This window comes from Corynebacterium flavescens (assembly GCF_008693105.1).
In the GTDB taxonomy this organism is placed as follows: domain Bacteria; phylum Actinomycetota; class Actinomycetes; order Mycobacteriales; family Mycobacteriaceae; genus Corynebacterium; species Corynebacterium flavescens.
This window is the reverse complement of record NZ_VXKK01000042.1, coordinates 1-26,304: the sequence shown is the minus strand read 5'-3', so window position 1 is coordinate 26,304 and position 26,304 is coordinate 1. Positions and strand designations below refer to the sequence as shown.

The window sequence follows — 26,304 nt, the reverse complement described above, 5'->3', positions numbered from 1 at the left end:
GGCTTGTCGCCGGCCTACAAGAGATAAGACATGACTAAAGGGCCTCAGAAACCCGCCTTGAGGCGGCCTCTGTGGCCCTCATGTGGAGAAACGGCTTAGCGCTTCTCCTCATTGTCATCAGCCCATTCGTCGACATATTCGGCGTACGGGTCTTCCTCCTCGTGGTGGGAGTCGCTCTGCTGCTTGGAGGCAAGCTCTTTCTGAAGCGAATCCAAATCCATATCGGGCGAATTGTACTTTAGCTGGCGTGCAACTTTGGTCTGCTTTGCCTTTGCGCGTCCGCGTCCCATGTGCATGACCCCCTCTATGTGAGTAGGGCATCCAGGGATTCTTGGACGCCCCATCGGCTTATCTGATGTGTATCTTCCTGTAAGACACAATAGCCTGTGTGACGAAAAAATTCCGCACTACCCCCTCGAACTGGGCAAAACTACCGCCCACGCAGCCGATCTACGGCGGCGCGCCCGGCTTTCGGACCTTCATCGCTCGGTACGGAATCCGGATCGAGCGATGCGGCGACATCACCGATGTGCAGCTGCGGATTGCTGAGAGCAGAGCGTTTAACCAACGCGAGCGCGATAGGGCCCCACTCGAAGTCGTGGACGATGGTGCCAACGCGCCCCACTTGGCGGGTGCCAAGCTCTACCGGATCGCCGATTGCGGGAAGGCTAGGCGCCGAGCCATCCAGGTTTAACAGGACAAGTACCCGTGGGGAGCGGCCCAAGTTTTCTACCCGGGCCACCGTTTCTTGGCCGCGGTAGCAGCCCTTTTCCAGGTGAACGAAGGCGGGGGATTGTCCGCGGGCTATCCACTGGGGGACCTCGTGGGCAATGGCCTTGTTATCAAGATCTGCGGCTAGCTCCGGCTCGCGTGCACGCACGCGCTCGGCGGTATAAGCCATCAGCCCGACGAGGCGGCCGCCTGCTTCCTCGAGCTCGCTTACTGCGTCCACGAGGCTCGCGCGCGGCACGGCAATATCGGTGCGAGGGACGCCCTGCCAGTCCACCTCGCGGGTATACACCGCCGAGGCAGGAATGGGGAGCCCGGAATTCTTCTGTGATCCCAGAAGCGTAAGCAGCGCGAGGTCGGCCTCTTTCACGGTCACCTTGGACCAGAAGATCATCTTGGTGAGGTAGTCCAGCAAAGACTCAAACTGCCCGGCGGGCACATCGAGATAGAAAGTCCCCTCGTGCAGGGTGAGATCCATCTGGTGGAGGATGTGGCCCTTGATATCGAAATCGAGGGCGCCGGCGCTGAATCCCTGCGGGACTGTATCGAGCTTCTGGGAGAGCAAGTTGTTGAGGAACTCGCCGGCATCCGGGCCCGCGACTGCGATGACGCGGCGCTGTGAGCGGTCGACGATGGCGGTGCCGTTGTGGGCGGCGCGCTGTTCGACGAGCGGATCCCCGTAATGCCAGGCAACCCCGGCAGCGTCGATAAACGTTGCGCCTTGGTGCTCGGCGGCACCGGCGCGGCTGAGAAGTGGCGAAGAGTAACTCACGCCCACCGATGGTAGGGCATAATCGAACTTATGGAATTCACGCCGCGAAAAGAGCCGGTCATCTACGTGGTAGAACCCTATGGTGGCTCGATCCGCAAGCATTCCCCGTCGTTGCCACTCATCTTTGTTGATGATGCAGCAGTGACCCGGGGAGACGGCATTTTTGAGTCCCTGCTCGTGCGCGGGGGAAAAGCCGCAAACCTGGATCGGCACAAGGAACGCTTCGCGGCCTCGGCCCGCGCGATGGACTTGCCCGATCCCATGCTGGATAAATGGGAGCAGGCCACCGCGATGGCAATTGCGGATTACACGGGTGCTGGCAATGCCGGGGAACTCGTGGAAGCCAAGTGCACGTGGACTTATACGCGGGGGCGGGCGTCGACAGGGCGTCCCTCCGCTTGGGTAGTGGTTGGCCCCATCGAGGAGAGCGTGCTCGAACAACGTGCTCACGGGGTAAAGGTAATGACCACCCCGCGGCTGTGGCAGGTGGCCCAAGAGTTGCCTGCTAAGACCCTCAACTACGCGGCCACAATGGCGACGCTGCGCCTGGCTCGCTCGCGGGGTTTTGAAGATGTCATCTTCATCGACCCCGATACCGGTCGCGTATTAGAGGGCGCCACCTCGACTGTGGTGGTGGTCAAGGGGGATAAGCTGCGCACCCCGGCCGGCCGTGGAATCTTGCCGGGAACCACCCAGGCGGCGCTGTTTGAGGCTGCCGCAGCGCAGGGCTTTCGCGCCAAATCCAAGGAAATGACGGTGGATTATCTCAAGGGTGCGGACTCAGTGTGGTTGGTCTCCTCGGTGCGCACCGCAGCCCGCGTCACCCAGGTGGATGAGACGGTACTGCCCGCGCCGAAGAATGAAGCCGAGTTGCGGCGGCTTATTGCGGAGGCGGCGGCGCACTAGGACGCGCACCTTGACGCAGCAAGGACCGCTGCGTCAAGGAACACTATTGATCGCTATCGGTCGCAGTGTTCAAGGCAATAGGCTAGGGAGATGAGTAATAGCACCGCCGGAACCGATAGGACCTAAACGCATGACTGAATCAGTCACAGATCACCCTGATGCCTTCCTCTTCGATGTCTTCGGAGTTCTCATAAAGAGCCAGGGCAAGGCCCACGTCGAGCGCATCGAGCGCGAGCTGGGACAGCCCTGCAAGAACTCTAAGCTAATGGAGGTCTACAACGAGCTGCGCCCGGCCCTGGATGCAGGCAGGGTCAGCGAGATCAGCTATTGGAACCAGATCAAGCAGCGCGCGGGCCTCGATTTTCTGGATCCTGTTGAGGCGATCGAGGTCGACTATCGCGGGGTGGTCGATCTTCCCAACCGTGAGGTTATTGATTTCATGCTGGAGCTCAAGGACCACGGGCACACCGTGGGGATCCTCTCCAACATTCCACCGGGGCTCGCCCATGACCTGCGAGAGAAGCACTCCGTATGGTTGGACAGGCTCGACGCGGTGAACTTCTCCTACGAGATTGACGTCGCCAAGCCGGAACCGGAGGCTTTCCACCACGCCCTTGCATCTTTGGGGCGCAAAGCCAGCAGCGTCGTCTTCATCGACGACCACCTGGTCAACGTGGAGGCTGCTCGCAGGGAAGGGCTACACGCCATCCATTTCCAGGGCATTGATTCCCTGCGCAACGATCCACTTATGGGCGCGCAGTGATGACAGGCCCGCTTATCTTTCTCTTCATCGATGGCTTCCGAGAAGGCAGAGTCGGCTAACACCACCTTGAAGGGCTTGGTACCGGGTTCTGGAGGGGGGCAGGGTGCGCCGGGATCATAGGAGGGCCTATCCTAATTCCCCGTGACCACCATCGCTCTTTCGCTTTTGCTATCCGTCTTCGTCGGCGCCATCCTGCAACGCATCACAGGGCTTGGCGTCGGCCTCGTAACCGGCCCAGTACTCACCACTGTTCTGGGCCCGCTTTCTGGCGTGACCATGGTCAACGGTTTGTCTACGATAAACGCGGTCAACAATGCCTGGTCCGTGCGCAAACGGACGGATTGGCATCGCTTTCGGGTGCTTGCAGGGGCACTGCTGCTGGGTTCACTGCCCGCAGTCTGGGTCGTTCACGTACTCAACGGTCCCTGGCTGCTCATCGCCGTCGGCGCCTCGGTGCTGCTTGCACTAGGGATCTCACTTTTCCCGACTGAAAAGTTCCGCCTGGATGAGCACGCACGGATACCCATGATCATCTTCGGTGTGATTGGCGGATTCATGTCCACCGTCGCGGGCATCGCAGGGCCAGCCCTGACGGTCTATGCGCGGCTCTCCCGGTGGGATTACCGCGATTTCGTAGCGACCCTGCATCCGATTCTGCTCGTGGCCAATACTGTGTCTTTCCTGCTTAAGGTGTTCCTCATCGGCGGTCTAAACTTCGGCGGCACGCCGGTGTGGCTGTGGGCCGCCGCCGTTGCGATGATTTTCGTCGGAGCATGGTTCGGAGAGCGGATCAATGCGCGAATCTCCACCTCGATGGCCAAGCGCATTGCCACGCTTCTCGCCGCGGCCGGTGCCACCGTTGTGCTCGCTCGCGGAGTGACGGGCCTGCTCTGAGTCTTATGAAACCTAGCCGGCGACGCGGGTGAGCTCGGCGGACATATAGGGGCGCATCTCGCCTTCGACGAGGCGCTCATCAACCCAGCCCAGGTTGTTGTTGGGCATAAGCCCGTACATGCGCTTGCCCGGTCCGAGGTTCTTCGGCCCGGTCTCAGTGACCATGGTGGAGGCGGACTCGAGCTGCCAGGCGCGCTCGTTGAAAGGCTCGCCGTAGAATATCTCCACGACACCGTTCGACGAGGTATAGGTCATCTCGATCTCGTCCTTGGGGGAGATGCGCCAGAAGCCGGTCTCACGCACGTCGGGGCCGGTGGCCTTGCCCTCGGCGTCGATCCGCCAGGTGCGGGAACTAAAGGTGAGGTAGTTCTCGCCGTCGTGCGCGATGACCAGCTGCTGGCCAAAGGCATATTGCTCGCCGTCGGTATTGTGCGCCTGGCCTTCGCCCTGCCATACGCCTACTAGCGGCAGCAGGCCGAGGAGGCCATCGTGCAGCGACGGGCCCTGCCGGAGGTTGGCCGTGTCATCGGGGACAGGAACTTCTCCCAAATCAAGCGGCGGGAGGTTGCGGGAGGCGGCGTCTTTCCACGCCTCGGCGGCGCGGTTGACGGCCTCGTTTCCGTCGATCTTGGCCTCGCCCTGCGGCTGCTGCGCGGCGGGGGCGGGTTCAGAGGAGGCGGGGGTTTGTGCTGAAGTGTTTTCGTTATTGTTTTCGCTCATGGCGCCCCAGCCTAGTCGTGTCTTGGTCGAGATAACCACTAGGCTATGTCCCTGTGCGCGTACTTATGATTTCCAACCCAAACTCCACCAGTCAAACCGAGGAGCTCTTTCGGCGAATCGTGCCGCCCCTGCGCGCGGTACCAGGTCTTGAGCTGTTGGTGAAGTTCACGCACTTCGCCGGGCATGCGGAGCAGATGGTGCGGGGGCTAAGCCGCGCTGACTTCGACGTCATCCTCGCCGTGGGCGGGGATGGAACAGTCAATGAGATAGTCAATGGCCTGCTAGGCCCTGCCGCAGACGCCCCGGGTGTCGAGGCCGAGCGGCTGCCCGCGCTAGGAATTATCCCGACCGGTTCTGCCAATGTATTCGTGCGCGCGCTTGGTTTCCCCAACACGCCCATTGAGGCAACGCACGTGCTTACGCGGTTGTTGGAGCGCGATATCCGCCGCACCATCGCGCTGGGTACCTGGAATGAGAGGTGGTTTGTCGTCAACGCCGGCTTCGGGCTCGATGCGGATGTCTTGGCGCACGTCGACCGCGCCAGGGAGCAGGGCTTTGCCGCCACGCCCCTGCGCTATCTTTCGGTGTCTGTGCAGGCCTATCTCCGCGCGCGCATCAAGCCTCCGCGCATAAATGTCAAGGCGATAGGCCGCGATGGGGATGTCCTAGTGGTCAACGAGGCCCCGCTCATCTTCACCTCGAATACCAACCCCTGGACCTTCCTGGGACCGCTGCCGGTTGTGACCAATCCGGGTAATTCTTTCGACGGGGGGCTGGGCCTTTTCGGGCTCAGTGATCTCGGCGGCATCCATGGGTTGGTGGGAATGGCCCACCTCATGGGCGTCGACCAGCGCCGCTGGCTCAACAAGATCACGCAGGCCCGCACCATCCACTTCGATGATGCCAAGGAGATAGAACTGACCTGCCCCCAGCCGGATCGTTTCCAGGCGGATGGGGAATCGGAGGGAGTGTTTACCAGCGTGCATTTGACGTCCGTGCCCAATGCCATTGAGGTTTATGCGCCGCGCAAGGCGAGCGAGCCCTATAAGCGCTCTGGGCGGGAGATCCTGCGGGACCTCATCCGCATCAAATAAAGCGCCAAAACCTAAGGCAAGTTTGGCGCGCTTGGCGAAGTCGCCTTTGTTTTAAGGCCGCGTACCAAAAACGGTGGGCCGCGACGGTGTCTGAGGGGCGACGCCGACTTTCTCAGCGGTGTCTTCGGCCTTCTGTTCGGCATCGGCGACGGCCTGTTCCTCGGAGCCCTCGATCTCCAACGGTGACAGTTGCACTGTGCTTAAGGTGATGTCGCGCTTTTGCACCTCGAAAGAAATGGATCCGCCATGCAGCTTGACGGAGGTGGCCTGGGCGGGAAGCGGCAGCTGACGGGTGTCGAACTCGAGGGAAAAGGCCTTGTTGAGTCTTTCATCATCCTCGTCGTAGACCCGCATCTGGAACTCGGGGCCCACTAGGCGCAGGGTTACCTTGACCGTGGATTTACTCGAATCCCCTGGCAAGGTTCCGGTCAGCTCTGCCTCCGCGGAGGTACCGCCGGTGGGGGAAATGTTGTCGGGGTTGGCTATGGAAAGATCCGTGATTCCTAGCAGCCGGCCGAGCGCGACTCCGTCGAGGCTGATGCTGCGCGAGTAGGTGGAAACGGGCGCTCCCTGGAAGTCACCATGGAGAAGCTGTGTCGGTGTGAGGCTAATATCGCGCAGTGTGGTGGCGGCGTTGACCATGCCGAGCTTGGGCACCTCTACGTCCAAGGACTGCACCTCAATGAAGGGAACCTCGCCGGTGAAGAAGGCGGCGCTGAAGGGAACGCCTCCGACGAAGACGTTGGGGGAGTTCTCCAGCCGAGAATCCGCCTTGACCTCCTGGGCCAGCTTATGCTCGGTATGCATCGCGAGCCCCGAATCTATGGCCCAGGCGGCGACCACTGAGGCGACCGCGGCCAGCAGGGGGACTATCCTGCGGTCAATTTCAATGACACTCACCCCTCTATTCTTACAGGACGTATCCTGGGGCCCATGATTAGCAACGGCCATTCCATCGAGCACGTACAACTTCCTGGCGATCCTCAACGAGCCCAGCTGGTGGCTGCACTAGCTAAAGAGGCAGAGAACGAAGACAACATCGCTCCCTTCTCAGAGGAGTTCTTGAAGGGATTGAAGGATGCGCGCCTTGGCCATGAGCACTTCATCGTCGAGGATAGTTCAACGGTGGTGGGCTGCGGCGCCATTCACGGCGACAGCGCCGAGATGTTTATCGCGCCGCAGTACCGCGGGAAAGGTCTGGGAAGTGCGCTCTATGCGGCCTTGGTTGCCGCTAACCCCGCCGTGCAGGTGTGGGCACATGGCAACCTGGCGCCAGCGCAAGCAATCGCCGCGGCTCACGGTCTCAAGGTGGTGCGCCGCCTGCTCGTCATGGAGGTCTCTGGGGAGGCACTCGTGGCGGCTGCACAGGCGGATAAGGCCCCGCTTCCCGCCGCAAACCTGCGCGAGAGCACTAAGAAGTGGGGTAGGCAGGTGGTTGAGGAGCAGTGGCTCAAGGCCAATAACGAGGCCTTTTCCTGGCACCCTGAGCAAGGCGGCTGGGACTTAGAGCGCCTACATCGAGCCATGGAAGCGCCCTGGTTTGATCCGGAAGACGTGTTGTTCTTGTGGGACGAGGGGCCGCAGTTGGCGGGATTTCATTGGACCAAGTGGCATAGAGAGTCTAGCCCCGCCTTCGGAGAGGTCTATGTCATCGGCTTGGCGGACTCCTATCGTGGTAAGAAGCTCGGGGGACCGCTGCTGACGTTGGGCCTTCACCACCTGGTAGACAAGGGCGCGCACAAGGTGATCCTCTACGTGGAGGCTGATAATGCACCGGCGGTAAAGATCTACGAGCGTTTGGGCTTTGAAATTGCGGAACAGCACTGTGTTTGGGCGCGAGGTGATTAGTTTCACGGCGGAACCTAGTGCAAGTTCATTATTTGTTTACCTGATCCACCCTGTGCGGTTAACCGGCCGCTATTAGATTCTCTCCCTGTGAGTTAACCGTGCTTGTTGGCTGCCTCCTGAAAAATGGTTGAGGGAAGGCGATGAACGAGCGGCTGTAGGACCCCACAGCGGTATTGGAGCAGATGCACGTCCAGTATTCGGTTCGCTCGACTAATCTGTCTCTTTATTGAACCGGAAAGGTTTACCGTGATTCGCAACTTCAAGCGCACCGCCGCTATCTTCGGTATCGTCGCCGCAACCTCTACTGCTCTCGTTGCTTGCACCGAGTCCTCCGAAGGCTCCGACTCTGCAGCTGAAGGTTCCGAGGATGTTTCGGGCACCCTCGTTGGTGAGGGCGCATCTTCTCAGCAGAACGCTATGAGCATCTTCCAGAAGGCTTTTGCGCAGGCTTACCCCAGTGCTGAGCTGTCCTACACATCTTCCGGTTCTGGTGCTGGCGTCAAAGCCTTCACCAACGGCACCGCCGTTTTCGCTGGTTCTGACTCCGCACTCAAGGACGATGAGATCGAGCCCGCTAAGCAGCGCTGTGAAGGCAACGAGGCCTGGCACCTGCCTTCCACCATCGGCCCGGTAGCCATCGCCTACAAGCTTGATGGGGTTGACCTCAACCTCTCCACCGCTAACCTCGCCAAGATCTTCAAGGGCGAGATAAAGAAGTGGAATGATGACGCCATCGCCGCCGAGAATGAGGGCGCCAACCTTCCGGATAAGAACATCACCGTCATCTTCCGCTCGGATGAGTCCGGTACCTCGGATAACTTCCAGAAGTTCCTTGCCGGTGCTACCGGCAACTGGGAGGGCAAGGGCAAGCAGTTCCCGGACTCCGTCGGCGAGGGCGCTAACGGTTCTTCCGGTGTGGCTGACCAGGTTGCCAACATTGATGGCGCTATCACCTACGTCGAGGCCGGTTTCGCGCACCAGAAGGAAGCTGAAGGCGTCAAGATTGCCAAGATTGACTTCGGCTCCGGCCCTGTTGAGCTCTCCAGCGAGACTGTTGGCACCGCGCTCGAGAACCTCAAGTTCAAGGACACCGGCTCTGAGCACAACATGGTCGTGGATTCCTCCGCTCTGTTCGAGTCCAAGGATGCCGGCGCTTACCCGCTCATCCTGACCACCTACAACATCGTCTGCTCTGCTGGCTACGATGAGGAGACCTCGAAGCTCGTGAAGGCCTTCTTCACCACCGTTCTGGATAACCAGAATGCAGACCTGGAGAACGCCGGCTTCATCCCTGTTACCGGCACCCACTTGGACCGCCTGAAGGCTGCTGTTGACGCAATTGCTTAAGGCGTTCTAGCGTCTTGCATTGTGCTTGTGTCGCTGCCCCCATCCGTTGGTTTCCGCGTTTGGGGGCTGCTGCATGTATAAGAAAACCTGTTACTAAGTCACCGTTGAAAAGGATTCCGTAGTCTCATGGCAGACAACAATCTCACCGCGGCGTCGGGCGTCGAGCAGGAAGCTATCCCAGCTTCGCAGCCTGCTTTAGGTACCGGCGGACCGCAGATTGCTACCGAGCCCGCGCGCTCGGGGGTTAAGCGCCCAGGCGATCGCATCTTTGAAATCCTATCCACCGCTTCGGCCACTCTCATCACCATCATGGTCGCTGCTATCGCAGCCTTCCTCATCTGGCGCGCGGTTCCTGCGCTCGCGGTCAATGAAGGTGGACTACTCGGATTCTTCACCTACGGACAGCGCTGGGAAACCTCCGACGTCGAGGCAATGAAGTTCGGCATTCCCACTTTGTTCGCCACGACGGTGCTGATTTCCGTCTTCGCACTCATCATTGCGATGCCGGTTGCCTTGGGTATCGCCATCTTCCTTTCCAACTACGCGCCCGCGCGTGCTGTCAAGCCGCTGGGATTCTTGGTTGATATGCTCGCCGCGGTTCCTTCCATCGTCTACGGTCTCTGGGGCTGGCAGGTTCTTGGCCCAGCGCTCTCCGGGTTCTACACCTGGTTGGAGTCGTGGGCAGGAGGGTTCTTCCTCTTCCACGTTTATGAGAACTCCCCCTCCTTCGCTACTGGTCGCAACATCTTCACCGGTGGCATCGTTCTCGCAGTCATGATTCTTCCCATCATCGCGGCCACTGCGCGCGAAGTCTTCGTGCAGACGCCTCCGGGTCAGGTCGAATCGGCTTTGGCACTGGGTGCCACGCGCTGGGAAGTCATTCGCATGACGGTGCTTCCCTTCGGCATGTCCGGCTACGTCGCCGGTTCCATGCTCGGCTTGGGTCGCGCACTGGGAGAGACCATGGCTCTCTACATGGTTGTCTCGCCTCTCATCGACTTCCGCTTCTCTCTCTTTGACGGCGGTACCACCTTCGCCACGGCCATCGCTTTGGCGGCGGCAGAGTTCGGCAACGAGATGCGTGCCGGTGCCTACATCGCGGCCGGCCTCATGCTCTTCCTGCTGACCTTCCTGGTCAACGCCCTTGCCCGCTCTATCGTGAAGAACAAATAAGGACAGGGTGAAAAATGACTATCGCAACTGATTCTGCGGCCCCCATGAAGTCGGGCCCCACCTTCCTCGATATCTCCGCATCGCGCAAGGCAACCAATAACATCGCCACCGCCATTGTCTGGGGAACCATGATTCTGGCCATGGTGCCGCTGGTATGGGTTCTCTGGGAGCTCTTCTCCCGTGGCGCCGGAACCGTGCTCAACGCTGACTGGTGGATGCTCTCCCAGCGTGGCGTGATCAACAGTGAGGCCGGCGGCGGTGCCGCTCACGCTATTGTTGGTACTTTCGTGCAGACCCTCATCGCCACCGTCATCTCGGTGCCAATCGCCGTATTCACCGCGATTTACCTCGTCGAGTACTCCAAGGGCGGACTCCTGGGCAGAGTAACCACCTTCATGGTGGATATCCTCTCCGGCGTGCCCTCCATCGTGGCGGCGCTGTTCATCTTCGCCATGTGGATTACCCTCTTCGGCTTTGACCGCTCCGGTATGGCCGTGGCCCTTTCCCTGGTGCTCCTTATGATTCCTATTGTCGTGCGCAATACCGAGGAAATGCTGCGCGTGGTTCCCATGGACCTGCGCGAGGCCTCCTATGCGCTGGGTGTGCCCAAGTGGAAGACCATCGCCAAGATCGTTCTCCCCACCGCTCTCTCCGGAATCGTCACCGGCATCATGCTCTCTGTCGCCCGCGTGATGGGGGAGTCCGCTCCCGTACTGGTCTTGGTCGGTTCCTCCTCCTCCATCAACTGGGACCCTATGAAGGGGCCACAGTCTTCGCTTCCTCTCATGATGCTGGATATGTACAAGGCCGGCGCTCAAGACGCCGTCTTGGCTAAGTTGTGGGGCGCCGCCTTCACGCTGGTTCTTATCATCGCCATCCTCAACATTGCAGCGCGATTCATTTCCGCGAAGTTCTCCGTCAAGAAGTAATCACAGCCACCACCTCGCTCATAGGAGTTTCAACACATGTCCAAGCTCGCGCTCAATGACGTGAACATCTTCTACGGTGATTTCCACGCCGTGCAAGACGTCAACATGCAAATCCCGGCCCAGGCCGTTACCGCCTTTATCGGCCCCTCGGGCTGCGGTAAGTCCACTGTTCTGCGTACCCTCAACCGCATGCACGAGGTCATCCCCGGTGCTACCGTGTCGGGCGAGATTCTGCTTGATGGCAAGAATATCTACGGCCCGCGCATTGACCCCGTATCCGTGCGCAACACCATCGGCATGGTATTTCAGAAGGCCAACCCCTTCCCCACGATGTCCATCGAGGACAACGTGGTTGCTGGTCTGCGCCTGTCGGGTGAGAAGAACAAGAAGAAGCTGAAAGAGGTCGCTGAGAAGTCCTTGCGCGGCGCCAACCTCTGGGACGAGGTCAAAGATCGTCTTGATAAGCCAGGCGGCGGACTCTCCGGTGGTCAGCAGCAGCGTCTGTGCATCGCTCGCGCGATCGCTGTTGAGCCTGAGGTCCTGCTCATGGACGAGCCCTGCTCGGCGCTGGACCCGATCTCCACCCTCGCCGTGGAGGACCTTATCCACGAGCTCAAGGAGAACTTCACCATCGTCATCGTGACTCACAACATGCAGCAGGCTGCGCGCGTGTCCGATAAGACTGGTTTCTTCTCCCTAGAGGCCACGGGCAAGCCGGGCCACTTGGTGGAGTTTGATGAGACGACCAAGATCTTCGAGAACCCGTCCAAGAAAGAAACCGAAGACTACATCTCAGGCCGCTTCGGATAAGTGGAGAGAGGTCTCGAACCTAAAGCAAAGGGGCCCGGCTCGTGTGAAACGAGCCGGGCCCCTTTGCTTTGCGGTTTGGAAGCAGTCCCTGCCTGAAACGGCAGCGGCAGATGCTTAATGGCAGATAGTGCTTTTAGGCGCGGAACTGCTTTTCTAGGTCAGCCATTCGCTGATCAAACTCGGCGTCACGGGCTTCTTGCTTGAGCTTCTCCTGGTACTTATCAGGCACCAAGCCGGTGACGAGGTAGATCATGCGCCCGGCTACCTGAACGCAGTGGTCGGCGTAGCGCTCGTAGTAGCGGGTGATCTGCGCGGTTTCGACAGCCTCACGCACCGTGCCCTTCCACTCCCGCTGGGTAAGCGTGTTGAGGACGTGGGCGTTGAGATCGTCCACAGCGTCATCATCGGTGGACAGGGCGAGTGCCAGATCCGGGTCCGGATTGATGAGGATCTCCTGAATGGTGTCACTCATTTCGAGAACAAGGCGCACCATCTCTTCGAAGATGCCGGTGTACTCCTTGGGGATGACCGGGTCTGGGTGCCGGCGCCGCGCCGCTTTGGCGATGTGGCGGCTGAGCTGACCCATCCGGTAAAAGTCCTCGACGATGTATATCGAAGAAACCACCTGGCGCAAATCCTTGGCCATGGGGTTTTCTAGGGCAAGCAACAGCACGGCGCGCTCCTCACAACGGGAGCGCACCTCGTCCAATTCCTCGTTGAGTGAGATGGCCTCTTCGGCAGGGTCAAGGGACCTGTTGATCAGGGCATCGGAGGCGTTGGACATGATCTTTTTTACTGTCTCGCCCATGATGATGAGGTCGTGGGAGAAGTTGTCCAAGTGTTCACGATAAGCGGTCCGCATAACTCGACATAGTAGAACATCACCGCACTATATGCGCGGTGGGCGCGAGGATTTAACCCCCGGAGTGCATGATTTCTGCGCCTTCGGGCACAGTTGCGTCCTCTGGATCATCGAGCCAACCCGCGGGTAGTACGACTTTAGCAGAAGATCCCTGACGTCCGCGGGCGCCGTCGGAGTCCACGGCGCGCGCTGTGGAATCAGCCCAGGGGGCTAGAAGCTCCTCGAGGTTGCGCACGGAGTTGACCTTGGCCAGCCCCGCGCGGACCTGGCCGCCCACGGGGAATCCCCGCAGGTACCAGCCCACGTACTTGCGAATATCGCGGCTGGCGTGGTCCTCTCCGTCGTGCTGAGCCAGGAGCTGTGCGTGGCGGATCATAATGGAGGTGACTTCGCCCAAGGTGGGCTCTGCCGGGATCTCCTCGCCGCGTAGGTGTGCAGAGAGCTCAGCAAAAAGCCAGGGGCGTCCCAGGCAGCCGCGGCCGACGACGACGCCGTCGCAGCCAGTTTGATCCATCATGGCGCGGGCGTCGGAAGCTTTGAAAATGTCGCCGTTTCCCAGCACGGGGATGCCGGTATCGGTGAGGTGCTCTTTGAGGCGGGCGATCTCGTTCCAATCCGCCTGCCCGGAATAGCGTTGGGCGGCGGTACGGCCGTGGAGTGCCACGGCTGCGGCACCCTCCTCGACGGCGATGTGCCCGGCGTCGAGGTGAGTATGGTGCTCATCGTCGATCCCGACGCGCATCTTGACGGTGACGGGGATGCCTGTGCCCTCAGTGGCCTTGACCGCGGCGGCGACGATATTGCCAAAGAGCCGGCGCTTATAGGGCAGAGCGGAGCCGCCGCCGCGGCGGGTGACCTTGGGTACTGGGCAGCCGAAGTTCATGTCGATGTGGTCGGCGAGGTTGTCGTCGACGATCATCTTCGCGGCCTTGTAGGTGTATTCGGGGTCGACCGTATAGAGCTGCAAGGAGCGCGGGCTCTCCTCGGGGCCGAAAGTGGTCATGTGGAGAGTCTTCTCATTGCGCTCTACTAGGGCGCGTGCTGTAACCATCTCGCACACGTAGAGTCCGGAGACTGTGCCCGTGCGAGCCACTTCCTGCTCGCGGCAAAGAGTACGGAAAGCCACGTTGGTTACACCCGCCATGGGGGCGAGTACAACGGGAGATTTGAGTGCAATATTGCCGATAACCAGATTCACGCCCCCAATTGTGCTCTTTGGGCTGGTGAAAGGGCAACTCCACCCATTAAAGAAATCTTTGCAAAGTTTGGAGAATTTTCGACGCAACTTCGCTAGTGTGGTCTACGTAACTTATTAGGGGCTGACGTAACCGAGGTCTTAGCCCAGGAACTAGGAGGATTTGCTTTGTCCGATAGGATCGCATACGCGCCGTTCAAGGAGCTCGTAGTCTCTGCAGAAGAAGCCGCGAAGTATGTTAATCACGGCGACCGTGTTGGTATTTCTGGGTTTACTGGGGCTGGCTACCCCAAGGCGCTTCCGACCGCTATCGCGGAGAAGGCCAAGGCCGCTCACGCCGCCGGCGAAGAATTCGCCATCGATCTCTTCTCCGGTGCTTCTACCGCGCCGGACTGCGACGGTGTCCTAGCTGAGGCAGATGCCCTGCGTTTCCGTTCGCCCTATAACTCTGACCCGATCCTGCGTAACAAGGTCAACTCGGGCGACCTCCTCTACCAGGACATCCACCTTTCCCACTCCGGCCAGCAGGTCGAGGAGGGCTTCTACGGTGACTTCCAGGTGGCCATCATTGAGGTTGTGCGCGTCATGGAGGACGGAAACATCGTTCCTTCCTCGGCCGTGGGCAATAATCTTGAGTACATCGACGCCGCAGACAAGATCATCTTGGAAGTAAACTACTGGCAGTCCGAGAACCTCGAGGGCATGCATGACATCTACCGCATCGAGAAGCTGCCGCACCGCCTGCCCATCCCCATCACCCAGGTCGATGATCGCATTGGCACCACCTTCATTGAGCTGCCGAAGGAGAAGGTCGTTGCCATCGTCGAAACCAACGCGCCTGACCGCAACGCGCCTTTCAAGGAGCCAGATGAGGTCTCGGAGAAGATCGCGGCCAACTTCCTTTCATTCTTGGACGGCGAGGTTCAGGCAGGCCGTCTGGCCTATGATCGCTTCATCATGCAGTCCGGCGTGGGTAACGTTCCCAACGCCGTGATGGCAGGCCTTCTGGAGTCCAAGTTTGAAAACATCCAGGCCTACACCGAGGTCATCCAGGACGGCATGCTCAACTTGATCGATGCGGGCAAGATGACCATCGCCTCCGCCACCTCCTTTGCGCTGTCTCCTGAGTACGCGGACAAGATGAACGCGGAAGCGGAGCGTTACCGCAAGCACATCATCCTGCGTCCGCAGCAGGTGTCCAACCATCCGGAGGTCATTCGCCGACTCGGCCTGATTGCCTCCAACGGCATGATTGAGGCCGATATTTACGGCAACATCAACTCCACCAACGTGGGCGGCTCCCGCATCATGAACGGAACGGGTGGCTCGGGTGACTTCACCCGCAACGGCTACATCACCACCTTCGTCTCGCCCTCGGTGGCCAAGGACGGCGCCATCTCGGCCATCGTGCCCTTCGTCTCCCACACGGATCACACCGAGCACGACACCATGGCCATCATCACGGAGTATGGCGTGGCAGACCTGCGTGGCCTTGCTCCGCGTGAGCGCGTGGAGAAGGTCATCGCCGTGGCGCATCCGGAGTACCGTCCGCTGCTGCAGGAGTACTACGAGCGCGCGAAGAAGAACAAGTTCATCCACACCCCGCACGATCTGAAGACCGCCTTCGACTTCCAGATCAACTTCGCCGAGAAGGGCGATATGCGCGGCTAGGACGCGGCATCCTCGGTGGGCCGGGGGAAGACCTCGATGCCCACCGGTCCGGGGGAGTGCGTCACCACGATGACCGTGCGTGAAGCCAAGGCCCCGGGCAATCGCTGTTTTAAGAGCATCGTGAGCAAGCGGGCGGAGTCCTCCGCCGCTATATGCTCTGTTGGCTCGTCGAGCAGCAGCACCTGGGCATCCGTGCACAAGGCACGGGCCAACAACAGTCGGCGGCGTTGGCCGCTGGACAGTGACTCGGCGCCGTCGGCAAGCAGCGTGTCTAGCCCGAGCTCGAAGCCCACGGCATCGAGCGTTTCGCGCATGAGCGCTTCGGAGGCCGAGGGGGCACCGACGCGAAGATTCTCGCGCACGCTGGTAGAAAACACCCAGGCATCCTCCGCAGATAGTACGCAGGAAGCCGGGCGCGTCACCGTACCGGAGACGGGTTCGCGCATGCCCGCAATGGTTTCGAGCAGCATTGTCTTCCCAGCCCCGGACCTTCCCCTTATGACAACTCGCTGGCCAGGCAGAGCGTCAAAGTCCCATTCTTCATCACCGAACTCGGTCTGCAGCCCGCGTGCACGCACCTCATCGGTCGGCGTCTGCTGCGGTTGGGGGCGCGCAGGGGCCGCAAGTACGGCAGCCAAGGAGTGGATGGAGCCGGTGGCTTCCTGCCAGGTCTGCGCGGCCTGCGGCAGCGTGGCGTGGGCCTCGAAAGCTGAGAGTGCGAGGAGCACGAGCGTGCCCATCCACATTGGGTTGCCGTCGTAGAAGGCTACCGCGCAGGCCAAGACGCCCACCGCGGCAGCGCCGCTGGCGGCTGTTGCTAAAGCATCTGCCACTGCCAGCGGAATATCAGCACTGATGCGAGCAGCGGTATCGCGCCGGGAGGCGGAGTCTGCGGCGGCGCGCAGGAGCTCGTCGCGCCCAGCGGCGGCGAACTCTACCCGGTTGTGCAGGGTGGAGTCGAGGGCTTCGGTGAAGGCATTACTAGTGGCGGCCGCCTGGGAGCTCCGGCTGGCTCTGGCCACGAGGAGGGGGACCGCAACGCCGGTGACGGCGAATGCGGCCGCCATGACTACTGCCGCCGGCCACGATAATGCTGCGGCGCACACGAGCGCCACCAGGCTCATCAGCGCGGCCACGCCGCAGGGGATGAGGGTGCGCACGATGAGGTTGGTGGTTTTATCGGCATCGTCGACAAGGCGCACGTGGGCGCGCCCGCGGGTCCCGAGGTCGACTTGGCGGGTGATGAGCGCGCTGAAGATGGCGGCACGCAACCTCGTGGTGGCGTTTAGAGCTACGCGGTGCGCATAGAGACGGTCGGCGTAGCGGAAGACGGCGCGCGAGATGCCGAGGGCGCGCACGCTGGTCACCGCCACGGAGAGCTCGAGGACAGGCGGAGCCTGCCATGCTCGGGTAATTAACCAGCCGGAGGTCATGGCCAAGGCCAGCGCTGCCATCAGCGCCAAGGAACTAAGCAGAATGGCCGCCACCAACGTGAGGGGGCGCAGGCCACAGGTGGCCAGAAGGAAACGCAGCTGAGAGGCCGTGGCGGGCTCAGCACGGCGTTGGGCCCGGGGCTCTTTAAGTGTGGGCACTGTCTTCTCCTTCCAGCGTGTAGACGCGGTCAGCCACTGCCAGGACGCGCGGGTCGTGGCTAGCTATGAGCACCGTGGCACCCTCGTCGGCGCGGGAACGGGCGACGCGAAGCACGTCTTCGACAAGCGCGGGCGAGAGATGCGCGGTGGGTTCGTCAAGGAGGAAGCAGCGGGCCGGGCGTGCCAAGGCTCGGACGATGCCTACTCGTTCCCGCTGGCCAGCAGAGAGCCCGGAGCCGGTGGCAGAGACCTCCCGTTCCAGGGGAACGTCCAGTGGAATCTGCCTGGAAGCGGCAGCGATGCGCGCGGGCTGAGCCCCCCAGAGCTCAAGGTTGTTTTCTACGGTGCCGGGCAACAAGGAAGGGGTGGGAGGTAGATAGGAGATGTCCGCGGGAAGGGCGAGGCTGCCTTCAACGGCGGCGTCGGGAAGCTGGCCAAGGAGGGCGAGGAGAACGCTGGACTTGCCGGCGCCATTAGGGCCGGCGAGCACCACCAGCTCTCCGGGCAGAGCCTGCAGGTTCAGGTTTGAGGGCCGGATTCCGTCGCGCCCCGAGATACTCAGGCCCCGTACGCTTATCCCGCCACCTGACGTGAGCTCGCGGTAGCCGCCACGCATCTGCTGAGGTTCCGCGATGAGGTGCAGGGCCGCCTGGGCGGATTCCATGCCATCTGCGGCAGCATGGTAGCTGCTGCCCACCGTGCGCACGGGGTTGAAAACCTCGGGCACGATGATGAGGACCACGAGCGCGGGCAGAAGCTCGATAGTGCCTGCCACCAGGCGCAGCCCGATGCTCACCGCAACCAACGCTACCGAAAGGGTGGCGATGAACTCGAGCGCGAAGGAGGAAAGGAAGGCCAGGCGCAGCACTCCTAAAGTCGCCGCGGTATGCCTTTCCCCGAGAAGGGACACGTTTGCTTGGGGCTGCTCGGTCCGGCGCAGCGCGCGCAGGGTGGGTGCCCCTCCCACGAGATCGGCCAGCTGCTGGCCCAGGCCGGCCGTCACCTCGAGGCGGCGGCGGGTATGTTGTGCGGTCAGCGTGCCGATGAGGATCATGAACACCGGGATAAGCGGCAGTGTAACCAGCGCAAAGACTGCGGATACCCAGTCAAAGTAGGCAATCGTAGCGAGCGCCGCCGGGGTGGAAATGCAGGCGGCGATAAGGGCAGGCAGAAACTGCGAAAGGTAGGGGCGGAAGTCCTCCATGCCACGGCTAAGCACGTGGCGCCAACGCCCCGCCTCCTCCTCGACCTCGCGGGGATCGCGGTGGCCAAGCGCCGTGAGTGTGGCCTCCCGCAGCTTGTCGACGCTCGCGCCTACCGCACGTGACTGCTCCCGCCTAGCCACCCCAGCCACGCAGGCGTGGGCGAGAACCACCGCGCACAGGATAAGGAGCAGAACCATTATCCGGGAATCGCCCAACCACGAGACTGAATCTGGGGGAGTGTACCCCAGCGCCGTGCGCGTGATGACGGTGGCGGCGACCGTGCCGATGAGGACCCCGCGCGCCATGACTAATACGGTGGACAGGGCCTGGAATGCCCCCGTGCGCACGATAAGCCTGCGCACAGGCGGAACGAGGCGCAGGAGGGCGGGATCAACGGGTGCGGCCATAGGAGTGTCCTTGCGGGCTTTTAAGCTAGTGGGAAACGGTGACGCGCTTGCGGAACTGCCAGTAGGACCAGCCTTGGCCCACGAGCACGCAGGGCGCCAAGAACAGGGAGGCCCAGCTCATGATCTTGAGCGTATAGGGGCTGGCGGCCGCGTTGTAGATGTCTAGTCCGGCTATCTCATTGGTCGCCGGAAGCAGCGCCGGGAACAGAGAACCGAATAAGAGCACCCCGACCCCGATGAGCGCTGCTGCGGTGCCATAGAAGGCCAAGGCGTCGTTGTTCTTCCACAGTGCAAACAAAGCCACGGCGAGGGCGAGTACGACGGCGACCAGGGCGATCCAGGTCCAGCCTTTGCCCAGCGAAAGCTGCATCCACACCAGGTAGATTGCGCCCACGAGGACGGCAAGGGGGGCGAGACCAGCCCGGGCGATGTCACGCGCGCGTTGACGGACGGGGTCGGCGCACTTGAGCCCGAGGAAGAAGAGCCCGTGCAGGAAGAAGATCAGGACAAAGGCGATGCCGCCCAGCAGGCCCCGCGGGTTGAGCAAACTGATGAAGCCCTCGGTGGCTGCGGAGACATGAGCAAAGGAAGAAAAGGCGACTCCGCCGACGATATTGGTCATGGCCACGCCCCACAGCAGTGCCGGGAGAACGGAACCGAAGACGATGCCGGCGTCGCAGCGCCTCCGCCAGGCCAGCGTATCCACCTTGTGCCGCCACTCCAGGCTGACCCCGCGCACGATGAGCGCCACGAGGATGAGCAGAAGTGGCAGGTAGAAGCCTGAGAAGAGTGTGGCGTACCACTCGGGGAAGGCGGCAAAAATACTGCCGCCGGCCACAATGAGCCAGACCTCGTTGCCGTCCCACAAGGGGCCGATAGATTCCACTGCCGCGCCGCGGCGCGCATCTGCCTCAGTGGCGTTCTTGCCGCCGAGAAAAGGCAAGGACATGCCGACGCCGAAGTCGAAGCCCTCCAAGACAAAGTAGATGGTGAAGAATATCGCGATGGCTATAAACCACAAGGTATTGAGATCCATTACTTCTCCTCCGGGTGGTTGTTATTTTCCGTAAGTGACGCATCCGCGCCGCCGGGGCAAGATTCCTGTGCCGAGGAGAAACTCAGCGGGGCGAGCTCGCTGTCCTCTCCTGGGCCATACAGCGCGGCGGCCAAGTCTTTCTCCTCGCCATCGCGCAGGCCCGGCTGATCCAGGCCGGCCCGGGCGTAGCGCTGCATCAGCCAGAACCACACCACGGCAAGCACGCCATAGAGGGCGGTAAAGGTCAGAAGGCTTGTCCAGACCACCCATTCCGGGTGGTCGGAGACCCCTAAGTCTACGATAAGGTGCAGCTTTTCCTCGCCTCCGGGGAAGTTTCCTTCCTGAAACTCCGGATTGGGAGCGACGATCCACGGCTGGCGACCCATCTCAGTGAAGATCCAGCCTGCGAAGTTGGATAGCCACGGTGCTGGCAGGGCAAGCAGTGCCCCGATTCCCATCCACCGAGCGGTGGGAACCCGGCCCTTGCGGGTGGTCCACAAGGCTATGAGCGCCAAGATGCACGGGACGATGAGGAAACCAATCATCAGGCGGAAAGACCAGTAGGTGACAAAGAGGTTGGGCATGTAATTGCCCGGCCCGTAGAGCGATTCATAGTATTGCTGCATCTCGGTGACCCCGCGCAGCTCCACGCCGCTGAACTTGCCCTTGGCCAGGAAGGAAAGCACGTAGGGCACGTCAATAAGGTGCTGGGCGGTCTCGCAGTTATTCAAACGGGAGAAGGCCAATATCGAAAAACTAGGGTCCATTTCGGTGTGGCACAGAGCCTCCGCCGAGGCCATCTTCATGGGCTGCTGGATAAACATCAGCTTGCCCAGAGCGTCACCAGTTATCGCTATTGCCGCCGTGCCGAGGAGGATTATCCACGAGCCAAAGCGGGTGAGGCTGCGCCAGATCCCCGCGGCGTGGCCGTGTTCATCACCCGCGCGCTTAGTACGGATCATCCACCAGCCAGAGATCCCTGCAACGAGCGTGCCAGCCAAGATCCAGCCGCCGGCCATGGCGTGCGGGAAGGCCTGCAAGGCGGTGGGATTGCTGAGCAAGTCCCACAAATCCACCAAGGTGGCGCGCCCGCGGTCTGGGTCGAACTCCGCGCCAACTGGGTGCTGCATGAAAGAATTGGCCACGATGATGAAGTAGGCGGAGATATTAACCGCCACCGCCACCGTCCAGATCGCGCCCAAGTGAGCCCACTTGGGAACCCGGTCCCAGCCGAATATCCATACGCCCAAGAAGATGGACTCGAAGAAGAAGGCGGCCAGTCCCTCGAAGGCCAGCGGCGCCCCGAATACGTCTCCCACGAAGCGCGAATACTCGGACCAGTTCATGCCGAATTGGAACTCCTGGACAATTCCGGTGACCACGCCCATGGCGAAGTTGACCAAAAAGAGGTTTCCAAAGAACTTGGTCGCCCGGAACCACTCGGGATTGCCGGTGCGGTGCCAGATGGTCTGCATGATGGCCACCATGGGTGCAAGCCCCATGGTCAAGGGCACAAAAATGTAGTGGTAAACAGTGGTGATTCCGAATTGCCACCGAGATATATCAACGAGGTCTAGGTCCATGTGTACACTTCCTTCACGTGCAGTACGACGACCGCGCACCAAGAAGGAAAACCTAGGCTCCTCATGCCTCGCGGTCACTTACTTAAGTAGTCGAAGTGGACCACGGGAGGGTTCCCACCCTATGAAGAAAGCCACACAGCCTTGAAACTGAAGCAAGTGCAGGACTATAGGCTAGAAATAGTGCGGTATAAGGACCCTCGGGCGCTCCGTTTTAAAGGCTACGCCGCTGCGCCAAACTGGGGCTCCCGCGCTAAGTGGACCCCAATTTCTCTAGCGCGAAGAGTCTCGCTAGAATGTAGCGAGTTGGGCCTTTAGCTCAGTTGGTAGAGCTACGGACTTTTAATCCGCAGGTCGTGGGTTCGATCCCCACAGGGCCCACCAATGTGAAGTCTCGAGACATCGTTCCTATGTGATGTCTCGAGACTTTTGTGATCCGAGACTTGCTGCTGTGCGCGACGGCGGGAAGTGAGCGGCTGAGGGCTAAGCTGGCCGGCGACCATGGCGAGCAGCGCGAGGATAAAGCCAGACACCTGGATCGCGTTGAGGGATTCACCATTGAGCACGACCCCGACGACCCCGACGAGCGCGGCGACAAGCGGGGAGATAACCCCCAGGAGCGCGGTGGCTGTAACGGGGAGATATTGCAGATTGTTGAACCACACAGAGTAGGCAACAAGCGTGCCCACCACCCCGAGCCACAGATAGCCTCCGAGGGCGGGGGCATCGATGTGGGAGGGTGCGCCTTCGATAAGCAGCGCGGGAACAAGCAGCACCAACCCGCCTGCCGTGAGCTGCCAGCCGGCGAGGGCTACAGGGGAGACGCCTGCGGGTATTCCCCACCGCTTTGTCAGCACCACTCCGGACGACATGGAGGCGGCCATGGCGATTCCTGCTGCGATCCCTGTGGCGCTAAACGCTGCCGCGGGGCCGAGGACAACCATCGCTACGCCGAGAATGCTCAGCACCGTCCACGCCGCGCGCCATCCGGAGGTTTTCTCTCCTAAGACAAAGAAGGCGAGGATCGCGACAAAGACGGGCTGACCAGCCCCGAGGGGGGCCGCCACCCCGCCCGGCAGTGCACCGGCGGCGATGAACAGCAGAGGGAAGAACCCGATGTTTGAGGAGCCGAGGACGAGCGATTTCCACCACCACGCGCCTCGGGGCAGGGTGCGGCTAATAGCAAGTGCAATGAGTCCTGCCGGCAGTGGGCGCATTAAGGCAGCGAACCAGGGATGGTCCGGAGGAAGAAATTGTGTGCTGACGTAGTAGGTGGTTCCCCATACAGCGGGAACGAGGGCGGTGAGCGCGATGCGCGTTGCTTGATTCATAGTATTCAGTATGGTTCTAACAGGAACTATGAGCCCAACACATTATCGTCATAGGAACGTTCGCAATTAGAGATTAATCTGGTGGGGCGGGGAGAAATTGCATGGAACTGAACCAGCTGAGATACGTCCTGGGGTGGCGCGTACGCGCAACTTCACCCGAGCCGCGCAGGAGAACTACGTGGTGCAATCGGCGTTGAGCCATCAGATCAAGGCTCTTGAGAAGGAGCTCGGCGTCGCTCTTTTCGCCCGCACGAGCCGCCGAGTGGAGCTCACCGCTGCGGGGGAAGCCTTCCTTCCTGCGGCTAGGAGCTGCTTAGAGGCCGCGGCTAGGGCGCGGGTTGAGGCCATCGCCACGACGGGCGAGCTGCGTGGCACCGTGTCTGTGGGGGCTATTCCTACCCTGAGAGGGGTGGACCTTCCCGCCGCATTGGGAGCCGTGCGGCGCAAGCACCCGCGTCTGCATGTCACGCTGCGGGTGGGCAAGAGCACGGATTTCGTCCGCGAGATCGCCCACGGCGCGCTCGATCTCGCCGTACTCGGCGTGGCCGTGGGGGTCAATCCCATAGCCGAGCACAGCGGTGTGGCGATCCAGGAGATCAGGCGTGAGAAGCTGGTCGCGGTCTTTGCACGGGGGCATCATCTAGCGCAACGCACCAGCCTGCACCTAGCGGACGTGGTCGGGGAGGATTTTGTAGACTTTCCCGCCGCCAGTCCAGGCCGCCAGCAAAGCGACCTCGCCTTTAGCCGGGTGGGCCTGCGGCGTGAGGTGGCCTATGAGGCGGCGACCACGGATCTCATCCTGGACCTCGTCCGGCAGAACCTGGCCATGGCCATGCTCGCGCCCTCCGTCGTGAAGGGGGAAGGGCTGGGCACCGTTCCGGTCGTTGATGGTCCGGAAAGGGTGATCTAATTGGCTTTGAGTGATTTCAATCCCTCCGGCGCGGCCCTCGCGCTGCTCAAGGAGCTCGGACAGAGCCCCAAAGCGCAGGAGTGAGCCAAAACCTCGGTAGAAGGCTTGGATTCGGAGACAGGGGTGGCTAGCCGGTGGCTTTGAGGCGAGGAAGACACCGAGGATGGCCACCACGGTTACTAGCGCGCCGATCAGCTGCCCTCAATGAGGCCGAGTATCAAGATAATAAGTATCAAGATAATAACGCGGCGAAGCTCGCGCGCCTGCGCAGCAGTACCCCGGCTCTAAGCGGCCAGCCACGCTAGTCGGCGTATTGCGCTATTCCCCCGCCGAAGGACCAGTTTTCCTTCGGCACCTCGACGAGGTTGATGAATACATCCTCGGTGCGGATTCCGATTGCTGCTTGCAAGCCATCGGCCACGGTGCGATAGAACTCTTTCTTAAGCTCTACGCTGCGCCCCGCGTTGAGGGTGATCTGAATGATGATCGCGCGCTCGCTTCTATCCACGAAGTAGTGCGGATCAATGTAGAGATTTGCCGGGTCGTGGGAGTTGATGATGATGAACTTATCGCCGTTGGGGGCGCCGAAGACGCTGTGGAGCGCCGCGTAAATGCCATCTGCAATGGCGTCTTTGTGGGCGGCTGTGGTGGACTCCGGAACATCGACACGGACGAGGGGCATGAGAAATCCTTTCGGTAGAGGGGTGTGGCGCTAACTCTACGTCACGACCGCGCTGCAGTGGTGTGCTTCATAGAGAGATAGCCCTGTGTCTCACGCCCGCTTGGAGGCGAAGCTACGCCAGCGCCGTTCCGCGGAAGAGGGTATTCGTCGCGCCGCCCACCCACACGGTTCCCATCTCATCCGGGGTGATGGTGATGTCTCCCGCGCGTCCGAGCAGCGAACCTTGAGAGACGCGATAGGCCCCATCGACGCGTCCGCTGCGGATGAGCCACTGCCCCACGGAAGCGTTCATTGAGCCGCAGACTGGATCCTCAGCGACGCCGGCACGGGGGGCGAAGCTGCGCATTTCAAAGTCGAATTCGCTGCCCGCCGGATAGGCGCCGATTGCGCCGACCATGGCATCGGGGATAAGGGAGAGATCCGGCTGCAGATCCAGAACCTGTTGGGCGGTGGGGAGCTGGACGACGGCCCACCCCGGGCCATTGTCCACCCACTGATGAGCCGCGATGTCCTGACGCTCGATGCCAAACGCGCGGGCAATCGTGGCGAGGAAGTCCTCGTTGAGGTCGCCGCTGCGCTGCGTGGCGGGCGCGGCGAAGGAAAGAATTCCCTCACCACGCCGGACCTTAATGAGGCCGGCAGCGCATTCCTGAACAAGAACCTCCTTATCGCGGGAATCGCCGTGGTGCTCGAGCCAGGCATGAGCCGAGCCCAAGGTGGGGTGCCCCGCGAAAAGCAGTTCGCCGCGCGGGGTAAAAATGCGGACGCGGTAATCGGCGCCTTCTTGGGTGGGCGGCAGCAGGAACGTGGTTTCAGAAAGGTTGGTCCAGCGCGCGATCTTTTGCAAGTCGGAATCGCTGAGATCCTCGGCCTCGAGAATGACTGCCAGCGGGTTTCCCTGGTAAAAGCTCTGGGAAAACACATCTACTTGTGCAAAGGGATAGGACTTAGGCACTGAAGGGTCCTTTCATCATCGGTATTTCTCACCGGGGCTGCGGCCAGGTTAAGCGGCAACTCTACCCGCGCAGTGAAGCCAGGGCAGCGGGTAGTGGAAAGCACCACCTACTTCTTCACTAGCTTGCGAATGGCGGTCATGGCCTCGTCGAGCTTCTCTTGGGAGAGATTTCCGTTGCCGGCAGCGGCACCAGCTACACAGTGCTCGATGTGATCGTGGAGAAGCGCCAGCGACACGTTCTCCAGCGCGGAAGTCACGGCGGAAATCTGGGTGATGATATCGATGCAGTACTGATCTTCTTCGATCATGCGATGGACCCCGCGGGCTTGTCCTTCGATCCGCTTGAGGCGTGCGAGATACCGCGCCTTGTTTTCGCTATTGGCGTTATAGCCATGTGCTTGTGGCTCATGGCAGCCACATGTATCGCGCTGGTCACTCATGGTTTTAGGCCTTCCAGTGTGGGCGATTTTGTAGTTGGGAATATCTCCAGTATATTTCTATGACGTTGCCTAATGGCGACAGGCCCCCATCGTCTAGCGGCCTAGGACACCGCCCTTTCACGGCGGCGGCACGGGTTCGAATCCCGTTGGGGGTACGGAAGAGATTCCATTAATTCAATATGGCCCTGTGGCGCAGTTGGTTAGCGCGCCGCCCTGTCACGGCGGAGGTCGCGGGTTCAAGTCCCGTCAGGGTCGCCATGTTTAGCCTCGAGACGCCTTTCCTATGTGGTGTCTCGAGGCTTTTGTGATCCGTATGGGTTAAATCAGGGGCTAAGGAGCAAAAAGTGTGTCTGCGGGCGTGTCGGGGTTAGGTGCCGGGCCAGCCTTTGCGGATTCCTAGGTTGTGGTTGTATTCGTTTGGGATAGCGTTGTCGTAGAGGGCTGGTCTTCCGG

Annotated in this window: 24 protein-coding genes, 3 tRNA genes and 1 pseudogene; 14 read left to right on the top strand and 14 right to left on the bottom strand. The window is 61.0% G+C overall.

The window, feature by feature from the left end; genetic code table 11:
* Positions 1-95: 95 nt before the first annotated feature.
* On the bottom strand, positions 96-290 hold the full coding sequence (locus F4V60_RS10350) for a DUF3073 domain-containing protein (protein ID WP_075731304.1): 195 nt from the start codon (positions 288-290) through the stop codon (positions 96-98).
* Positions 291-430: 140 nt separating this feature from the next.
* A complete protein-coding gene (gene ygfZ / locus F4V60_RS10345) occupies positions 431-1,501 on the bottom strand; it encodes a CAF17-like 4Fe-4S cluster assembly/insertion protein YgfZ (RefSeq protein ID WP_075731302.1) in 1,071 nt (356 codons plus the stop codon).
* Between the two features lie 30 nt (positions 1,502-1,531).
* Between ygfZ and F4V60_RS10340 the strand changes: the two genes are divergently transcribed.
* The 3 genes from F4V60_RS10340 to F4V60_RS10330 all read left to right on the top strand — a co-directional run bounded on the left by F4V60_RS10340 (position 1,532) and on the right by F4V60_RS10330 (position 4,064).
* A complete protein-coding gene (locus F4V60_RS10340; protein WP_075730506.1) occupies positions 1,532-2,407 on the top strand; it encodes an aminodeoxychorismate lyase in 876 nt (291 codons plus the stop codon).
* Positions 2,408-2,537: 130 nt separating this feature from the next.
* Positions 2,538-3,170, top strand: a complete 633-nt coding sequence (locus F4V60_RS10335) for an HAD family hydrolase (RefSeq protein WP_075730505.1) — start codon at positions 2,538-2,540, stop codon at positions 3,168-3,170.
* Between the two features lie 141 nt (positions 3,171-3,311).
* Positions 3,312-4,064 carry a sulfite exporter TauE/SafE family protein gene (locus F4V60_RS10330; RefSeq protein WP_075730504.1) on the top strand — a complete coding sequence of 251 codons (753 nt, stop codon included), beginning with the start codon at positions 3,312-3,314 and terminating at the stop codon, positions 4,062-4,064.
* A gap of 12 nt (positions 4,065-4,076) precedes the next feature.
* On the opposite strand, the gene F4V60_RS10325 is transcribed toward F4V60_RS10330, so the two are convergent.
* Positions 4,077-4,784 carry a heme-binding beta-barrel domain-containing protein gene (locus tag F4V60_RS10325; protein WP_075730503.1) on the bottom strand — a complete coding sequence of 236 codons (708 nt, stop codon included), beginning with the start codon at positions 4,782-4,784 and terminating at the stop codon, positions 4,077-4,079.
* Between the two features lie 65 nt (positions 4,785-4,849).
* Here F4V60_RS10325 and F4V60_RS10320 point away from each other — a divergent pair, with 65 nt between their 5' ends.
* Positions 4,850-5,878 (top strand): diacylglycerol/lipid kinase family protein, encoded by a 1,029-nt coding sequence (locus F4V60_RS10320; protein WP_174775549.1) that lies wholly within the window; start codon positions 4,850-4,852, stop codon positions 5,876-5,878.
* Between the two features lie 51 nt (positions 5,879-5,929).
* On the opposite strand, the gene F4V60_RS10315 is transcribed toward F4V60_RS10320, so the two are convergent.
* Positions 5,930-6,778, bottom strand: a complete 849-nt coding sequence (locus F4V60_RS10315) for an LmeA family phospholipid-binding protein (protein WP_075730501.1) — start codon at positions 6,776-6,778, stop codon at positions 5,930-5,932.
* A 33-nt stretch (positions 6,779-6,811) separates the two neighbouring features.
* On the opposite strand from F4V60_RS10315, the gene mshD reads away from it, so the two are divergent.
* From mshD to pstB, 5 genes are all read left to right on the top strand, one after another.
* The gene (gene mshD / locus F4V60_RS10310; protein WP_075730500.1) at positions 6,812-7,726 is read left to right on the top strand and encodes a mycothiol synthase; all 915 of its coding nucleotides are present in this window, start codon (positions 6,812-6,814) and stop codon (positions 7,724-7,726) included.
* Positions 7,727-7,972: 246 nt separating this feature from the next.
* On the top strand, positions 7,973-9,073 hold the full coding sequence (gene pstS / locus F4V60_RS10305; RefSeq protein ID WP_075730499.1) for a phosphate ABC transporter substrate-binding protein PstS: 1,101 nt from the start codon (positions 7,973-7,975) through the stop codon (positions 9,071-9,073).
* A gap of 126 nt (positions 9,074-9,199) precedes the next feature.
* Positions 9,200-10,246, top strand: a complete 1,047-nt coding sequence (pstC, locus tag F4V60_RS10300; protein WP_075730498.1) for a phosphate ABC transporter permease subunit PstC — start codon at positions 9,200-9,202, stop codon at positions 10,244-10,246.
* Between the two features lie 14 nt (positions 10,247-10,260).
* Positions 10,261-11,175: a phosphate ABC transporter permease PstA gene (pstA, locus tag F4V60_RS10295; RefSeq protein ID WP_075730497.1), complete on the top strand. Its 915-nt coding sequence runs from the start codon at positions 10,261-10,263 to the stop codon at positions 11,173-11,175.
* 36 nt (positions 11,176-11,211) lie between these two features.
* Positions 11,212-11,985 carry a phosphate ABC transporter ATP-binding protein PstB gene (gene pstB / locus F4V60_RS10290; RefSeq protein ID WP_075730496.1) on the top strand — a complete coding sequence of 258 codons (774 nt, stop codon included), beginning with the start codon at positions 11,212-11,214 and terminating at the stop codon, positions 11,983-11,985.
* Between the two features lie 133 nt (positions 11,986-12,118).
* Here the strand turns inward: pstB and phoU are convergent, their stop codons facing one another.
* Both phoU and dusB read right to left on the bottom strand, forming a co-directional pair.
* The gene (phoU, locus tag F4V60_RS10285) at positions 12,119-12,847 is read right to left on the bottom strand and encodes a phosphate signaling complex protein PhoU (protein WP_075730495.1); all 729 of its coding nucleotides are present in this window, start codon (positions 12,845-12,847) and stop codon (positions 12,119-12,121) included.
* A 52-nt stretch (positions 12,848-12,899) separates the two neighbouring features.
* Entirely contained in the window at positions 12,900-14,045 is a 1,146-nt protein-coding gene (gene dusB / locus F4V60_RS10280) for a tRNA dihydrouridine synthase DusB (RefSeq protein WP_075730494.1), read from the bottom strand.
* A 165-nt stretch (positions 14,046-14,210) separates the two neighbouring features.
* On the opposite strand from dusB, the gene scpC reads away from it, so the two are divergent.
* Positions 14,211-15,713: a succinyl-CoA:acetate CoA-transferase ScpC gene (gene scpC, locus F4V60_RS10275; protein ID WP_075730493.1), complete on the top strand. Its 1,503-nt coding sequence runs from the start codon at positions 14,211-14,213 to the stop codon at positions 15,711-15,713.
* Here the strand turns inward: scpC and cydC are convergent.
* The 4 genes from cydC to F4V60_RS10255 are packed head-to-tail and all read right to left on the bottom strand — an operon-like array spanning position 15,710 to position 21,536.
* Positions 15,710-17,305, bottom strand: a complete 1,596-nt coding sequence (cydC, locus tag F4V60_RS10270; protein WP_084559200.1) for a thiol reductant ABC exporter subunit CydC — start codon at positions 17,303-17,305, stop codon at positions 15,710-15,712. The genes scpC and cydC overlap by 4 nt on opposite strands.
* Positions 17,292-18,917 carry an ABC transporter ATP-binding protein/permease gene (locus tag F4V60_RS10265; protein ID WP_075730492.1) on the bottom strand — a complete coding sequence of 542 codons (1,626 nt, stop codon included), beginning with the start codon at positions 18,915-18,917 and terminating at the stop codon, positions 17,292-17,294. The genes cydC and F4V60_RS10265 overlap by 14 nt, the downstream gene beginning before the upstream one ends.
* A gap of 25 nt (positions 18,918-18,942) precedes the next feature.
* On the bottom strand, positions 18,943-19,953 hold the full coding sequence (gene cydB / locus F4V60_RS10260; RefSeq protein ID WP_075730491.1) for a cytochrome d ubiquinol oxidase subunit II: 1,011 nt from the start codon (positions 19,951-19,953) through the stop codon (positions 18,943-18,945).
* A complete protein-coding gene (locus tag F4V60_RS10255) occupies positions 19,953-21,536 on the bottom strand; it encodes a cytochrome ubiquinol oxidase subunit I (protein WP_075730490.1) in 1,584 nt (527 codons plus the stop codon). The genes cydB and F4V60_RS10255 overlap by 1 nt, the downstream gene beginning before the upstream one ends.
* Before the next feature lie 305 nt (positions 21,537-21,841).
* On the opposite strand from F4V60_RS10255, the gene F4V60_RS10250 reads away from it, so the two are divergent.
* Positions 21,842-21,917, top strand: a tRNA-Lys gene (locus F4V60_RS10250).
* 176 nt (positions 21,918-22,093) lie between these two features.
* Here F4V60_RS10250 and F4V60_RS10245 read toward each other — a convergent pair.
* A pseudogene (locus tag F4V60_RS10245) lies at positions 22,094-22,864 on the bottom strand (EamA family transporter); the annotation flags it as partial.
* 97 nt (positions 22,865-22,961) lie between these two features.
* Here F4V60_RS10245 and F4V60_RS10240 point away from each other — a divergent pair.
* Positions 22,962-23,774: a LysR family transcriptional regulator gene (locus F4V60_RS10240; RefSeq protein WP_198154407.1), complete on the top strand. Its 813-nt coding sequence runs from the start codon at positions 22,962-22,964 to the stop codon at positions 23,772-23,774.
* A gap of 301 nt (positions 23,775-24,075) precedes the next feature.
* On the opposite strand, the gene F4V60_RS10235 is transcribed toward F4V60_RS10240, so the two are convergent.
* The 3 genes from F4V60_RS10235 to F4V60_RS10225 all read right to left on the bottom strand — a co-directional run bounded on the left by F4V60_RS10235 (position 24,076) and on the right by F4V60_RS10225 (position 25,851).
* Positions 24,076-24,456 (bottom strand): tautomerase family protein, encoded by a 381-nt coding sequence (locus F4V60_RS10235; protein ID WP_075730489.1) that lies wholly within the window; start codon positions 24,454-24,456, stop codon positions 24,076-24,078.
* A 112-nt stretch (positions 24,457-24,568) separates the two neighbouring features.
* Positions 24,569-25,411: a PhzF family phenazine biosynthesis protein gene (locus tag F4V60_RS10230; protein ID WP_075730488.1), complete on the bottom strand. Its 843-nt coding sequence runs from the start codon at positions 25,409-25,411 to the stop codon at positions 24,569-24,571.
* Between the two features lie 107 nt (positions 25,412-25,518).
* The gene (locus F4V60_RS10225) at positions 25,519-25,851 is read right to left on the bottom strand and encodes a metal-sensitive transcriptional regulator (protein WP_075730487.1); all 333 of its coding nucleotides are present in this window, start codon (positions 25,849-25,851) and stop codon (positions 25,519-25,521) included.
* An 82-nt stretch (positions 25,852-25,933) separates the two neighbouring features.
* Between F4V60_RS10225 and F4V60_RS10220 the strand changes: the two genes are divergently transcribed.
* A tRNA-Glu gene (locus tag F4V60_RS10220) sits at positions 25,934-26,006 on the top strand.
* A gap of 26 nt (positions 26,007-26,032) precedes the next feature.
* Positions 26,033-26,109, top strand: a tRNA-Asp gene (locus F4V60_RS10215).
* Positions 26,110-26,304: the final 195 nt, after the last annotated feature.

What these genes read in the sequence shown, in the direction of transcription:
- pstB (WP_075730496.1), top strand. Translation starts at nt 11,212, where the DNA reads ATGTCCAAGCTCGCGCTCAATGACGTGAACATCTTCTACGGTGATTTC.
- phoU (WP_075730495.1), bottom strand. Translation starts at nt 12,847, where the DNA reads ATGCGGACCGCTTATCGTGAACACTTGGACAACTTCTCCCACGACCTC.
- F4V60_RS10350 (WP_075731304.1), bottom strand. Translation starts at nt 290, where the DNA reads ATGGGACGCGGACGCGCAAAGGCAAAGCAGACCAAAGTTGCACGCCAG.
- F4V60_RS10265 (WP_075730492.1), bottom strand. Translation starts at nt 18,917, where the DNA reads ATGGCCGCACCCGTTGATCCCGCCCTCCTGCGCCTCGTTCCGCCTGTG.
- F4V60_RS10340 (WP_075730506.1), top strand. Translation starts at nt 1,532, where the DNA reads ATGGAATTCACGCCGCGAAAAGAGCCGGTCATCTACGTGGTAGAACCC.
- F4V60_RS10335 (WP_075730505.1), top strand. Translation starts at nt 2,538, where the DNA reads ATGACTGAATCAGTCACAGATCACCCTGATGCCTTCCTCTTCGATGTC.
- F4V60_RS10235 (WP_075730489.1), bottom strand. Translation starts at nt 24,456, where the DNA reads ATGCCCCTCGTCCGTGTCGATGTTCCGGAGTCCACCACAGCCGCCCAC.
- pstC (WP_075730498.1), top strand. Translation starts at nt 9,200, where the DNA reads ATGGCAGACAACAATCTCACCGCGGCGTCGGGCGTCGAGCAGGAAGCT.
- mshD (WP_075730500.1), top strand. Translation starts at nt 6,812, where the DNA reads ATGATTAGCAACGGCCATTCCATCGAGCACGTACAACTTCCTGGCGAT.
- pstA (WP_075730497.1), top strand. Translation starts at nt 10,261, where the DNA reads ATGACTATCGCAACTGATTCTGCGGCCCCCATGAAGTCGGGCCCCACC.
- cydB (WP_075730491.1), bottom strand. Translation starts at nt 19,953, where the DNA reads ATGGATCTCAATACCTTGTGGTTTATAGCCATCGCGATATTCTTCACC.
- F4V60_RS10255 (WP_075730490.1), bottom strand. Translation starts at nt 21,536, where the DNA reads ATGGACCTAGACCTCGTTGATATATCTCGGTGGCAATTCGGAATCACC.
- F4V60_RS10225 (WP_075730487.1), bottom strand. Translation starts at nt 25,851, where the DNA reads ATGAGTGACCAGCGCGATACATGTGGCTGCCATGAGCCACAAGCACAT.
- F4V60_RS10325 (WP_075730503.1), bottom strand. Translation starts at nt 4,784, where the DNA reads ATGAGCGAAAACAATAACGAAAACACTTCAGCACAAACCCCCGCCTCC.
- F4V60_RS10320 (WP_174775549.1), top strand. Translation starts at nt 4,850, where the DNA reads ATGATTTCCAACCCAAACTCCACCAGTCAAACCGAGGAGCTCTTTCGG.